General features: G+C 42.1%; 16 protein-coding genes. 7 read left to right on the top strand and 9 right to left on the bottom strand.

Going from position 1 to position 13,215, the window contains the following annotated elements; genetic code table 11:
• Positions 1–203 precede the first annotated feature (203 nt).
• Positions 204–1,886 (top strand): MutS-related protein, encoded by a 1,683-nt coding sequence (locus KXD93_RS28885; protein WP_258141043.1) that lies wholly within the window; start codon positions 204–206, stop codon positions 1,884–1,886.
• Between the two features lie 68 nt (positions 1,887–1,954).
• Here KXD93_RS28885 and KXD93_RS28880 read toward each other — a convergent pair whose 3' ends face one another.
• Positions 1,955–2,233, bottom strand: a complete 279-nt coding sequence (locus KXD93_RS28880) for a chaperone modulator CbpM (protein WP_258141042.1) — start codon at positions 2,231–2,233, stop codon at positions 1,955–1,957.
• A gap of 116 nt (positions 2,234–2,349) precedes the next feature.
• Complete coding sequence (locus KXD93_RS28875; RefSeq protein WP_258141041.1) at positions 2,350–3,282, bottom strand: DnaJ C-terminal domain-containing protein; 933 nt, start codon at positions 3,280–3,282, stop codon at positions 2,350–2,352.
• A gap of 110 nt (positions 3,283–3,392) precedes the next feature.
• On the opposite strand from KXD93_RS28875, the gene KXD93_RS28870 reads away from it, so the two are divergent.
• Entirely contained in the window at positions 3,393–3,728 is a 336-nt protein-coding gene (locus KXD93_RS28870) for a cupin domain-containing protein (protein WP_258141040.1), read from the top strand.
• Positions 3,729–3,757: 29 nt separating this feature from the next.
• Complete coding sequence (locus KXD93_RS28865; protein WP_258141039.1) at positions 3,758–4,414, top strand: CPBP family intramembrane glutamic endopeptidase; 657 nt, start codon at positions 3,758–3,760, stop codon at positions 4,412–4,414.
• A gap of 40 nt (positions 4,415–4,454) precedes the next feature.
• Here KXD93_RS28865 and KXD93_RS28860 read toward each other — a convergent pair whose 3' ends face one another.
• Complete coding sequence (locus KXD93_RS28860; protein ID WP_258141038.1) at positions 4,455–4,649, bottom strand: hypothetical protein; 195 nt, start codon at positions 4,647–4,649, stop codon at positions 4,455–4,457.
• 129 nt (positions 4,650–4,778) lie between these two features.
• Here KXD93_RS28860 and KXD93_RS28855 point away from each other — a divergent pair, with 129 nt between their 5' ends.
• On the top strand, positions 4,779–5,327 hold the full coding sequence (locus KXD93_RS28855) for a GNAT family N-acetyltransferase (protein ID WP_258141037.1): 549 nt from the start codon (positions 4,779–4,781) through the stop codon (positions 5,325–5,327).
• A 219-nt stretch (positions 5,328–5,546) separates the two neighbouring features.
• Positions 5,547–5,930: a DUF1493 family protein gene (locus tag KXD93_RS28850; protein ID WP_258141036.1), complete on the top strand. Its 384-nt coding sequence runs from the start codon at positions 5,547–5,549 to the stop codon at positions 5,928–5,930.
• A 349-nt stretch (positions 5,931–6,279) separates the two neighbouring features.
• Here the strand turns inward: KXD93_RS28850 and KXD93_RS28845 are convergent, their stop codons facing one another.
• From KXD93_RS28845 to KXD93_RS28825, 5 genes are all read right to left on the bottom strand, one after another.
• Positions 6,280–6,501 carry a PspC domain-containing protein gene (locus KXD93_RS28845; RefSeq protein ID WP_073405234.1) on the bottom strand — a complete coding sequence of 74 codons (222 nt, stop codon included), beginning with the start codon at positions 6,499–6,501 and terminating at the stop codon, positions 6,280–6,282.
• Between the two features lies 1 nt (position 6,502).
• The gene (locus KXD93_RS28840) at positions 6,503–7,789 is read right to left on the bottom strand and encodes a DUF2851 family protein (RefSeq protein WP_258141035.1); all 1,287 of its coding nucleotides are present in this window, start codon (positions 7,787–7,789) and stop codon (positions 6,503–6,505) included.
• A gap of 102 nt (positions 7,790–7,891) precedes the next feature.
• Positions 7,892–8,992 carry a Gfo/Idh/MocA family protein gene (locus KXD93_RS28835; protein WP_258141034.1) on the bottom strand — a complete coding sequence of 367 codons (1,101 nt, stop codon included), beginning with the start codon at positions 8,990–8,992 and terminating at the stop codon, positions 7,892–7,894.
• A 158-nt stretch (positions 8,993–9,150) separates the two neighbouring features.
• Positions 9,151–9,795 (bottom strand): HAD family hydrolase, encoded by a 645-nt coding sequence (locus KXD93_RS28830; RefSeq protein WP_258141033.1) that lies wholly within the window; start codon positions 9,793–9,795, stop codon positions 9,151–9,153.
• 205 nt (positions 9,796–10,000) lie between these two features.
• Positions 10,001–10,312, bottom strand: coding sequence for a DUF3784 domain-containing protein (locus KXD93_RS28825; RefSeq protein WP_258141032.1), 312 nt, complete (start codon positions 10,310–10,312; stop codon positions 10,001–10,003).
• A 141-nt stretch (positions 10,313–10,453) separates the two neighbouring features.
• Between KXD93_RS28825 and KXD93_RS28820 the strand changes: the two genes are divergently transcribed.
• Positions 10,454–12,292, top strand: a complete 1,839-nt coding sequence (locus KXD93_RS28820; protein ID WP_258141031.1) for an ABC transporter ATP-binding protein — start codon at positions 10,454–10,456, stop codon at positions 12,290–12,292.
• A gap of 175 nt (positions 12,293–12,467) precedes the next feature.
• Entirely contained in the window at positions 12,468–12,809 is a 342-nt protein-coding gene (locus tag KXD93_RS28815) for a hypothetical protein (RefSeq protein ID WP_258141030.1), read from the top strand.
• 198 nt (positions 12,810–13,007) lie between these two features.
• Here KXD93_RS28815 and KXD93_RS28810 read toward each other — a convergent pair whose 3' ends face one another.
• The gene (locus KXD93_RS28810) at positions 13,008–13,160 is read right to left on the bottom strand and encodes a hypothetical protein (RefSeq protein ID WP_258141029.1); all 153 of its coding nucleotides are present in this window, start codon (positions 13,158–13,160) and stop codon (positions 13,008–13,010) included.
• Positions 13,161–13,215: the final 55 nt, after the last annotated feature.

The raw sequence follows: 13,215 nt of genomic DNA, 5'->3' as shown, positions 1-13,215 counted from the left end.
ATAACCTATTAACGATAAACGTTCGTACTTTAAATCAAAAATAATACAACAACTTTTGGCGCTGCAAGTCGTATAAATGGCTCGTTACGGAAATATTATCTTACTTTTATTTGTCCAATTAACTATTGGTTATCGCTAAAGGTTTGATAGATTTACGTTGTGATTATTAGGAATTTATTTTAACACACCCTGATTTTTAAAATATGTTTTATTGGTTATTTACCGCTGTAGTACTTGCAGCAATCCTTATTGGCTTTTACATATACAATTATTTTGATAAGCTAAGTACCACCAGGCGAAACCTGGAGCGAATCCAGAACAAATGGGGACGGCCGGTAAATGCCCGCCGTAATTTTAAGTTAATTGCTGCCTATCTGAATGCAGACGACAGCCCCAATAAAATAACTAATGTAATTGCAAACGACCTTGACCTGAACAACGTTTTCAATTATCTCGACAGAACAAATTCCAAGCCTGGTAAGCAATATTTCTACAAAAAGCTTTTTACACCCGAAACCAATTTCGAATCGTTATTAAAGTTCGATAAAAAGATAGACGCACTTAACATGCCGCGTCCCGACCAGGAACGGATTGAGCTGGAACTGGCAAAGTTAAACAGCCCTGATGCCTATTACCTGGCCGAACTATTTTTAAAGGAGCATGAATTTTTACTGGTTCCGTTGATGAGCATCTACATCCGCATCTCAGGCGTTGCCATTATCGGATTAATCGCATCACTGTTTATTGAGCCAAACCTGGTATGCTTCATGGTGCTGATCGCATTACTGATTGGTAACGTGGCGCTGCATTACGGTACGCGTAATAAGATCTCGTCGTATACCCGTTCGCTCCCGCAGTTGATGATACTGCATAGCGTTGCAAAAAAACTCACCAAAAAGCTAACCACAGAAAATGACGAGCAGGTAAGGATCAGCTTAAATCTCTTGGCTGGCTTAAACCGCACACTTAACCTTGTAAGCTTTGAAAGCAAGATTGCCGACAACCCGGATAACTTTAGCTACGCAGTATATAAATTTATAAAATTGCTGTTTTTACTGGAGCCATTGATGTTCATCACATCAGTAAAACGGGTTAACAAGTATCGTGCTGATATTGAGGTACTTTATAAATATGTAGCCGAAATTGATATGTTGATAGCTATTCAGTCGGTACGGGTTGGCCTGCCGCATTGGAGCAAGCCGGTATTTTATACCGAAAACCAACAAATGGACCTGGTGGATATGTATCACCCGCTTATTTACAACTGCGTACCAAACTCTATTCATACCCGTACGGATGAAGGTGTATTGATCACCGGTTCCAACATGTCGGGCAAAACCACGTTTATCAGGTCGATAGCCATTAATACTTTATTGGCACAAACCATTTACACCACCTGTACCGCCGGTTATAAAGCGCCATTATTAAAGATCCAGACCAGCATCCGCACTACCGATGATTTGGGTGAACACAAGAGCTACTTCCAGGCAGAAGCGCTGTCCATCCTGGATATAATTAATCAAAGCGGCGGCGATGAGCCCATTAAGAGCCTGATCATCATCGATGAGATCTTCCGCGGAACAAACACAATTGAGCGCATCGCGGCAGCAAAATCAGTGCTCACCTACTTAACCGATAATAAGAACTTTGTTTATGTATCAACCCACGATTTGGAGCTGGCTGAGTTACTGGATAACGACTACGCGGTTTACTCGTTCGAAGAATCGGTAAATGATACCCGCCTGGTGTTTGATTATAAGATGAAGACAGGCGTGCTGAAAAACAAAAATGGCATTGCTATTTTGGAAACCATTGGTTATCCTGAAACCGTTGTTGAAGACGCCTACATAGTAAGTGAGGAATTGAGACGGAAATACGTGTTGTAACAATAAGAATTTACAAGTGATTATAGTTTGAAGAGTTACAGGTGTAAAATCCGGTAACTCTTTTTATTTTACCCCACCCTATTCCTCAGCACCCGCATTTCTTCCTGCATTTGCTCAACCCTATCCAGTAGGTGAATGATGGCTTCAATGCCTTCTACATTTATATCCAGTTCCTGGTGCATCCGGATCATTTTCTCCAGCTTTTGCAGGTCGGTTTCGGGGATGAAGGCATTCTTTTTTACCACCTTTAATTGTACCAATCCCGCCTCACCTAACGAATTGATAAAGGTATATTCAACATCATGATAGGTGCATATATCGCTCGCTGCTATTAAATTCGTCTTCATCTCGGTTGGTTTATTAGTTCACGGGTTCATTCGTTCATTGGTATTTGGCTGTTTACTGTGAGGCTAAATTTTCTAACTGCAAACCGCCTACTGGCAACTGCCAACTTTACTCCCCTTTAGGGGCTGCTGGGGGCCACCTCATCGCGCAACTCCTCAAATAACTTCTTCTGTTTATCGGTAAGGTTTGTTGGCACTTGCACCTCATAAGTAACATATAGGTCGCCAAACTGGTTTTCCTTTTTGTAAACGGGCATTCCCTTACCCTTCAATTTTACCTTGGTACCATTTTGTGTTTCGGGCTTTACCTTTATTTTCACTTTGCTATCAAGCGCTTCAATGGTTACCTCGCCACCGAGTACAGCTGTATAGATATCCAGTTTTGTAGTCGCGTACAAATCGCTGCCAATTCTTTTAAATCGCGGATCGTCGGCAATTAGAAATGTTATGAACAGATCGCCGGCCGGACCGCCGTTTTTTCCCGGACCGCCGTGACCGGCAATTTTAATATTCTGCCCGTTCTCCACACCGCCGGGTATTGTTATCCGGATATTTTTGCCATTTACCGTTAATGTTTGTTTGTGCGTTTCATACGCTTCTTTTAAACTGAGCTTGAACTCTGCGTTTAAATCCTGCCCGCGGTATTTTGATTGCCGCCCGCTTCGGGAACCTCCACCACCTCCAAACATAGACTGAAAAAAGTCGGAAAAACCATCGCCGCCCAGATCCTCAAATCCGCCGGCCTGTCCGCCACCAAAGCCGCCGCCAAATCCGCCTGGTTGCTGCCTCCCTTGCTGCTGTTGCCGGGCTTGCTCATATTCGGCGCCGTGTTGCCAATTTTCGCCGTACTTGTCGTACTTTATTCTTTTATCCGGATCGCTTAAAACCTCGTTTGCTTCGTTCAGTTCCTGGAACTTTTTGTGAGCCTCCGCATCATTAGGGTTAAGATCGGGGTGATATTTGCGGGCGAGCTTACGGTAAGCGTTTTTAATATCCTTATCTGATGCCTTTTTGTCGACACCTAAAATTTTATAATAATCAATAAATGCCATAGTACCTGGTTGTAAAACCTATATTAGAATAACCATAATTTTTGCCTCATGGTTTTATTTAATAAAGATAAGTGTTTTTTAATTTTTAATATTGTGAATACTTAAATCATATGGACCAATCTATTTTTCAACGCTTTGATGACATTAACACCAAAGAAATTGCGCCCGGTTTTTTCTCCAAACTAATCCATACCGAAACCAATACCATCAACTTTATAGAAGTTAAGGCAGGCTGCTCAGTACCCAGGCACAAACACATCCACCAGCAATGCTCATTTGTTATTGAGGGAGAGTTTGAGCTAACGGTAAACGATGTGCCACAATTACTTAATAAAGGCTTGTTCGCTGTTATCCCTTCAGATGTATGGCACGGCGGCAAGGCCATAACAGACTGCAAATTGATAGATATTTTTAGCCCTATTAGGGAAGATTACAGGAACCTGTAACTATATAAATCAACAACAGTCTGAATGGTATGATCACCACAAAATGGCAAATAGTTTTATTGGACACGGTAATGATTGTGTTCCTGATGCTGTTCCCCCATTTCGGCGGATTACCGATGTTTGTGTACCCCATTGTGGTGCTGCTTTTTTTATGGCTTTATTTGAAGCTTTACCGCGAAAACTTCCGCAGCATCGGCTTTCGCTTTTCAAATCTGTCATTCAAAGCTTTTTTAATTGGCGGGGCAATAGGATTAGCATATGCAATGCTACAATTTTGGGCCATAGGGCCGTTAATAGATAAAGCCTTCCAATTTGAACCGGTTAACTACCACGATTTCGATTTTATAAAACATAACCTGGTTAGTTACCTGTTACTGCTGTTGCTGGCTGCGGTGCTTGTTATCCCTTATGAAGAAATCGCATTCCGGGGTTTTATCCTTACAAGGGTCAGGCAAATGGCTGGTGGGTCAAAATGGGCCTTTGAAATAAGCGGGTTAGTTACGGCCATACTTTTCGCCCTGTATCATTACCAGGAGGGCCCGTCTTCAGTAATAAGCATATTTATTTTTGCGCTATTTATTACCTGGCTTTACAAAATTTTTAAGGGTAATTTGTGGTACCTGATTTTCTTTCACATTTTGTATGATGTGTTTATGCTCACGGCAATAAGGCTGGGCTACCTGTAAAAAAACAGCCCTGCCGGTGTGGCAAGGCTGTTTTTTATAATTAGTAACGACGGTGATACCTGCGGTGATGGCGCCAATGGCGGTGATGAACAGGTCTAACCACCACCCTACGGTGATGTACATAATGACGATGGACAAGTCCGCCCACCCTTGCTTTAACCACAACCTGCGCCTTCGCGCTTCCAAATGTTATTACTGTTACAACTGCTATTAGCAGCACTTTTAAATATTTCATGTTCTTTAGTAATTGATTCTGGTAATTGAACTAGTTATCCCGCAAAAGGTTTATTTCAAACATGCACTATCATAGTAATGTTACAATTCCGCAATATGAAAAGCCGTTGACCATAGGTATTGATACTGTATGGCAAAAAGTTTAGGTTTGCGCTTTCATTCCAAAATCATGCCCGTTACCAAAGCTATCGCCACCGATGTATCCGAACTTAACGTTTTAGTGAACAGCGCCTATCGCGGCGAAACTTCCAAACAAGGCTGGACAACCGAAGCTAATTTGCTGGATGGCTTGCGCATTGACGAAGAAACACTTGCAGGTTACTTTGATGATCCGGCTATTGTTATCCTTAAAAACACGGACGATAGTGGTAAAATAAATGGCTGTGTTTATTTAGAGGTGCGGCATCCTAAATTGTATGTTGGCATGTTCAGCGTATCGCCTTTATTACAAGGTAATGGTATTGGCCGGGAGTTGTTAATTGCTGCCGAGGCTTATGCAAAACAGGCAGATTGCCACACGCTTACCATGACCGTTATCAGCATAAGACATGAGTTGATCAGTTGGTATGAACGCAGGGGTTATAAGACTACCGGCGAGATGCTTCCTTTTCATGTTGAGAAAAAATTCGGCATTGCCAAACAGCCGATAGAATTGGTTGTGCTGGAAAAAAACATCTGATATCTCTTCGTTTTCCTGCTTTAAATAGCCTTAATCAACTTTTTTATAAAAAAGTTGCCACTTTATACAATAATATACGAAGATGTTCGTATATTTATTCAGAAGCTTTTCTATAAGGCCTAACATTAACTTTTACCTGTTACAAGCTACCGGCAACCGGATAATAAAAAAGGAAGATTTAATGCAACCTTATGAAAAAGTTGTCGTCTTATAACACAAATGACACGGAAACTATTTATTCAGATGGACGAAATACACCCTCAATTAAAGGAATTTATAGTAGATTACTGTACAAAGTATAAGATCCGGAAAGTTGATCCGCATACGTTATGCCTTGAAACCAGTATTGACCTTGATCTGGATATTGTTGATATAGAGATCGATCTCTTTTTAGCAGAATTCGCAGAAAAGTTCCGCATCGACCAGTCGAAATTCAGCTGGTATAAATATGGTTATCCAACCGGATCAGCAAGCGTAAAAGTTATCCGCACGCTGTTCGGTTATAAAGCAACTTGGGTAAAACGCTTATCAAACCGCATTTATACGCCGCGCTTCCGGGTGAGCAACCTGCAGGACGCAGTAATAACGGGTAAGTTAATATAAGCCTGTAAACAGGCAAACCATTACGAGGTACAAGGCAAGCTCCTATGGGCCAACGGATAGATGATCAGCTTGCAGCGATCTTTATTTAGGGAGTTTGCCGCGTACCTCGTAATGGTTTTTTTTGTTAGATCCACGATTTTCAACTTATATCTACGATTGCTTTTGATCTTTTTACCCACTTGTCATTGCGAGGAACGAAGCAACCGCATACTATACAGCGCGAATAGAGAGGTGTAGAATCTGCATTACCATCGTGCAAAGTGTGCGTTTGCTGCGCTATCGCTCGCAATGACAAACTTTTCAAAATCCAGATTAAATCCGAAATCGAACATCCGAATTCCAAAATTCATTAAAGATCCGTAACCCTCGTATGCACCCTTTTCACAAACTTGCGGATATCAAGCACGATGCCGGCAAATATGTAGAATATCAGCGGGAAGCCAACGGCCAGGAATGACGAGTAGATAAAGAACAACCTGATCTTACCGATAGAAACATTAAACTTTTCGCCGAGGTAAGTACAAACCCCGAAGGAGTAACGTTCAAAAAAAGTGAGGATCCTTTGCAGCATATCAGGCCAGTTTTAATATTTTATTTCCAACGCCGCATTGCAGGCATTTCTTATAATTACAATAATTATTTTTTAGCTCCAGTAAAGCCTGCGACTCAAACGCGGTATTTATTTTCACCCCTAAGTTAACAAAATCTGTGATGATATTGTTGTCTTCTTTCGGCAAATTCTCCAACAACTTCAGGCTGCGGTTAATATAATGCTGAATTTGGTTATGCTTTCCATAACTGAACAAAAACAACACCAGAGTATTCAGCAGCAATATGTCGATAGATTTTGCGCCCAGATTCTTTTCCACCGGGGCCGACTCCACATCAAAACGGTAATGCGTTTCCCAATAGGGATTCACTTTTATCTCAGTAAATAAATTCCGCAAAGCCTTCACGTCCTTTATCTCCAACACCTTTGAAAACAAATGGTTTGAATGAAAAACTAATGAAGAGAATTGTGCAAGCCGGATTGTTGGAAAATTCTGGGGTCGCAGCCGCATAAATTTCCATAAATGGTTTTCTATCGGTGCCAGCTTATACTTCTTTTGCAGAAACTCATATTCAGTTTTAAGTTTTAGCGGGTATTCGTCCTTCGGCTCACCGTTCAAAAAACCAGCCTGCCCAAATATCAAGGCTTCAATTTGCAGCGGGTTGTTTTTATGTTTAGCCAGGGTTATCTGCGGAATAGATTTTGCCAGCAGTTCAAAAGGAACTGCGTTGGTTTTAAAGCCAAAGTTCGCCGCCAAAAACTGGTAAAAAGTTTCCTCCCAATCACCGCGGTTCACGTTAAGCGCATCAATTACCGTTGCGGAGCGTTTTTCCAACCGTTCAATTAACACCCGGGTAAGCCAGTTTTGCAGGGTTATCCCGTCAACTGATCCGATGTTAGCTTCACATGGAATGATGGTTTGATTGCCGAAAACAAGGTTGTGGTACTTTGCATATAATTCGTCGGGGATACGGTTTTGCAGTTCGAGCGTTGGTACGTGGCGGCCATTCGGCAGGATCAGCGGCTTATCATCCTTATAAACCACATGCAAAATTACGTTGCTATAGGAATCGTCAGTGGTATGCCCATGTTTCTGCCAATCGCATGATGATACGTGCACTTCCACATTTCCCGCCCAAACGGTGTCCCCTATCCTGATCCTTGCAGTTTGAAAATCGGGCCCCGAATCTGAATTATGCATCCCGGCCGAAAAGATCTCCAATTCCTCACCATTAGTAGTCTGTAAATCCGCACGCTCAAACAGCCGGAACTTCCATACATAATGCAAAAAATCTTCGGGAAAAAGCATGTGGTTTAGTTGTAGGGGTTGTAAGTGTTGTAATAGTTTAAATCGTTATAAAGATAAATGCAAGTTTCAACTTTTACAACCTTTACAACAACTGTAACCTTTTCAACCTATCCTCTCCCACTTCCCCGAATCCAAACTCTTATAAATGGCATCAACCACCTTCATATCCTTCAGGCCCTCCTCGCCGGGAACGCGGGATGGCTTATTTTTTATTACACAATTGGCGAAGTCGTCCATTTGGGCAGCCTGCTGTATAATTTGCGGATATTTCATCGGGTTACCGTTTACACTGCCCTCGATAGGTCCATAACCATAAGCAGGACCCAGCTCAAAATTTCCCATTTCAGCCTCAACTTTAAGGTAGCTCCAGTCGTTATTATAGCTAGATTTCCCGGTGGTTTTAAGTCCGCCAGGAAACTCAAGTTCCCAGAACACCGTTTCATCAACCTCCTTAAAAAAATCAGGGCGCAGTTTCTGCTGAGTTGCCTTAACCGCAACGGGTTCCTGCCCCAAAGTATATCGCGTGCCCTGGATGCTGTAAATACCCATATCCATTAGTCCGCCGCCACCCGCCATTGCTTTTTTTAAGCGCCAGGCATTAGGATCACCATTATAAGTAAAGCCGTTACCCGTATCAATGTGCTTTATATTGCCTAAAACGCGTTGCTGCCCTATGCGCATTATTTCCATGTTGTGGGGCTCAAAGTGAAGCCGGTAACCTATGGAAAGCAATTTATCTGCCTTTTTACAGGCGGCTATCATCTCCTCACAATCCTTAGCATTTAGCGCCATCGGTTTTTCGCAGATCACATGTTTACCAGCCTGGGCGGCCTTAATGGTATATTCCTTATGCATAAACACCGGGAGCACTATATATACAATGTCAATATCCGGGTTGTTAGCTATCTCGTGAAAGTTTTGATAGTTATAAATATTTTTTTGCGGGATGTTATATTTTTTTGCCCAGTCCACCGCTTTAGACGGAGTGCCGGTTACAATCCCGGCGAGGTAACAATCCTTGGTATGCTGCAAAGCCGGAGCAAGCTGGCCGCTGCTGTATGATCCCAATCCAACCAGGGCAATCCCCAATTTCTTTTTCGCGCTGCCAAATGCCGGAACAAACGACGATAAAGCTATTGCTCCTAAACCTATTGAGCCCGAACGAATGAAACTGCGCCGGGAAAATTGTTGGGATGATGCCATAAGCCTTTTATAAATTTATAACCCCTAAAATAATGAATTATAATGGGGTTTTAAATTTATAAGACAATTCGCAGAGGTGCGATACTTCGCGTCTAAAATATTTGGCAATGTAATATCAACTTATCGGAGACGCGAAGCATCGCGTCTCTACAAAATAATTACAGCAAATCAACCAATTCATCAAGACCACTAATAGTTGCCACCTGGTCTTCATCAACCTTGCCAAAGCCATAATCCGCAAAAATAAACGGCACGCCGGCCTTGGTGGCCGAATCGTAATCGCCCATGGTGTCGCCTACATAAACGGGAGCTTGCAGGTTATGATCGTTAACAATGTCCTTTATATTTTCGGCCTTAGGGTTTCCTTTGGTGCCGTAGCATTGATGCCCCATAAAACAATGTTCCATCTGGCTGATCTTAAAAAACACCTCAATATAACCGCTCTGGCAGTTGCTTACAATAAACAGTTTGTAGTTTTTTGAAAGATAGGCCAGCGTTTCATCCAATCCCGGGTAAAGCTCCCCGCCCCTGGTATGCAATATTTCCAACTCGTGCTTGCCGCAAAGCGCCTGCACTTCGGCACGTTGCGCTGCATCAAGGTCAGGGAATAGTTTATCAAAGATGGAATCGTAGGTCATCCCTGTAATGGAACGCACCCGTTCCTGGGTCATTAACTCATCAATGTAATCCACTTCTTTCAGTGCGGCCTGCCAGGCAAGGGCCACGTTATTGGTGCTATCCCAAAGGGTGCCGTCAAGATCAAAAATTATACTGTCGAATTTATTTTTTAATGAGGAGTCCATGCGCGCTGTTTAAGCGGCAAAAATAACACGATTTCGACCGGGATTAATAGATTTTAGGGATTATCGCGATTTTTTTTTTTGAAATATGGTTTATGGGATTTGAGGATTGCCACGATGATTGTACATCGTAAAAGAGATCATGCTATCCTTTAATCAGGCGAATCATGATTCAAAAACTCTTCTCCGTTAAAATCCATCGAATCCCTTAATCCCGGTTCTTTTTATATTTCCTGGCCCCTATTATAGCAATTATTGTAATTACAATTGTTACCGCCCCAAATGATAACCCCACGGGCAAAACCGCAGCAGGATATTTCCACATTATTGCACCTGTAATTATCGCATAAACACCTGGCCACATTAACATCCCACCCATCCAGTTGCACAAACCATCTCTATCGGCAACTTCATTGGCATCGTAACCAGAAATAAGGTACGCCATCTTTTTATACTTAATAAGGTAGCTCATTAGTATAATAACTAATCCGATAATGGTGAAGGCTATAAATTCGGGCATCGTTTTATGTTTATGTTCAGCAAAGTAACTATTCTTTCACAATTAGTGGTATTGTCACTACATCCTCACAATGCAGGTATTATTAAATTACCGCTCATTATTTTCTTAATTTTACTTAAATAAATTGAGAAAGATACGCTGTTGAACCCAACCCGCCCGCCAAAAAACACCCGCACCGAACCAATAACTTTAAAAGAACGACTTGCCGCGCTCAATAACCTGCCTGCTTTTTTTAAGCTGGTATGGCAAACAAGTCCTTCACTCACCGTTATCAATGCCGTGTTACGCATTGCGCGTTCAGCTATGCCTGTAGCGTTGTTGTATACAGGTAAGCTTATTATTGATAATGTTGTAGCGCTCAGCCATCACCATGGAGCAAGCAATACTCATTTATGGCAACTGGTAGGGCTTGAATTCGCCCTGGCCATTTTAACTGACGGCCTTAGCCGCGCCATTACTTTGGTTGATTCACTGCTCGGCGATCTTTTTAGCAACCATACCTCGGTGAGGATTATGGAACATGCGGCAACGCTCGATCTCGACCAGTTTGAAGATTCTGTATTTTACGATAAGCTTGAACGTGCAAGGCAGCAAACCATTGGGCGTACCATGCTATTGTCGCAGGTAATGAGCCAGGTGCAAGACCTGATCACCATGGGTTTCCTGGCTGCAGGGCTTATGGCATTTAATCCGTGGCTGATTATTTTATTGCTTATTGCCATTATCCCGGCGTTTTTAGGCGAGTCGTATTTTAACGACCAAAGTTATGCACTTACCCGAGGGCAAACACCCGAACGTCGTGAACTTGATTACGTGCGATACCTTGGCGCCAGCGATGAGACGGCAAAAGAGGTAAAGATCTTTGACCTCTCCGGGTTTATCATTAACCGGTTCAGGCAGTTGTCAGGCAAGTTTTATGCTGCTAACAGGCGGCTGTCGATAAAAAGATCGTTGTGGGGTACATTTTTTGCCATGATGGGCAGCCTTGGCTATTATGCAGCTTATGTTGTGATCGTAGTAAAGGCAGTCGACGGAACTGTTACTATTGGTGAACTAGCCTTCCTGGCAGGATCTTTTCGGCAATTGCGAAGTTTACTGGAAGGCATTTTAAGCAGGTTTACGTCCGTATCGCAGGGAGCAATTTACCTGCGTGATTTTTTTGAATTTTTCGATATCAAGCCCAAAATAAAAGTAGCTGCAAATCCATTGCCGTTCCCGAAAAAGATACAACACGGTTTTGTTTTTGAAGATGTAGGCTTTAAATATGCAAATTCCGAACGATGGGCGAACCGCCATTTAAGCTTTACCCTGCATCCCGGCGAGAAATTAGCATTAGTTGGTGAAAATGGCGCCGGCAAAACTACGCTTGTAAAATTACTCGCCAGGCTCTACGACCCCACAGAAGGCAGGATCATGTTGGATGGAAATGATCTGCGTGATTATGACATTGCCGATCTGCGAATGAACGTGGGAATTATTTTCCAGGACTATTTGCGTTACCAGATGACCTTCGCCCAAAACATTGCTGTCGGCAATATTAATGAGCAGGACAACCGGCCACTTATCGAGGCATCTGCTAAACAAAGCCTTGCCGATACACTGGCAGCAAAACTACCGGGTTCGTATGACCAGCAACTGGGCAAACGCTTTGCCGAGGGTGTTGAACTATCCGGCGGCGAATGGCAGAAAGTTGCACTCGCGAGGGCCTATATGCGCGATGCACAATTGTTAATTTTAGACGAGCCAACATCAGCCCTTGATGCCCGCGCAGAGTATGCCGTGTTTGAACGCTTTGCCGAACTCACCAAAGGCAGGTCGGCAGTGCTTATCTCCCACCGGTTTAGCACCGTACGCATGGCCGACCGAATCCTGGTGCTCGAAAAAGGCGAACTCATTGAAATTGGCAGCCATAATGAGCTCCTTCTTAAACAAGGCCGCTATGCCGAACTATTTAACCTGCAAGCAATGGGTTATCGTTAAAAAAAATAAAACAAAGCCAAATTTCGTTTGTTGTCGTTTCAAAATAGATAAGATACGTAAAACTACGTACGCAATTCAGTAGAATTTCGCAAAGTACTTTATAAGTTATTATCTACTTTTGAAACAAATAAGGCATTTATTGCATTATTTATAAACTACCTGTCAATTACAGCTTATGAAACAGCTTTTACTTTATTTTCTGTATTTCGTTGTATCATCACTCATATTTCTGCAGTGTGCCAAAATGTTTCCGTCACCGGTAAAGGTAAATGGACATAAGTCTCCCACCGGCAAAACCCAAAGTTCTGCTGACAATACATTAAAAAAGGAAACGTCAAATATTGCTCCTTACGAGGCAAACAGCTTTAAAAGCATGAATACCGAACCTGTGCTTAATAATTCATCTATGCCTTATCTTATAATGATGAGGATATCAGAGCCCGATGAAATTTACAATCCTTATCTAAATTTTAAGAATTACAAACTCGCCCTTAATGAAAAGTGGCAGCGTAATTAATAATAAAGCGATTAGTTAGTTAGTTTAGTTAGCAACAGTTATTGCGCGATGTAATAGCTGTTTTGCTTTTTACCTAATTTAGTTTAGCAATAGCCTCGCGCTATATAAACCATAAACTTTGCAACGCTCTTTTAAATTTCTTATTAACCTTTTTGGTTATCTGGTATTAAATACATACCAACTGGTAGCCTTTTGTTTTTAGTAAACAATGTGGCGTACTGCCATCATACAGATAGTTAACAAAGGCACTGCTAATAGCATAAATACTCTTGCCATTTGTAAGCTGTTAGCGTTACCGTCAACAAATACATTGTGTAAATCGTTTTTTAGGGTGTTTAATTTGTGTTCCATGATTTTGGGTACATTAAATTGTTAGTAATCAATTAATTTATCAGTAATATAATTT

The organism is Mucilaginibacter phenanthrenivorans, assembly GCF_024721155.1.
Taxonomy (GTDB): Bacteria; Bacteroidota; Bacteroidia; order Sphingobacteriales; family Sphingobacteriaceae; genus Mucilaginibacter; species Mucilaginibacter phenanthrenivorans.
This window is presented reverse-complemented; position numbering and strand designations above follow the sequence as displayed.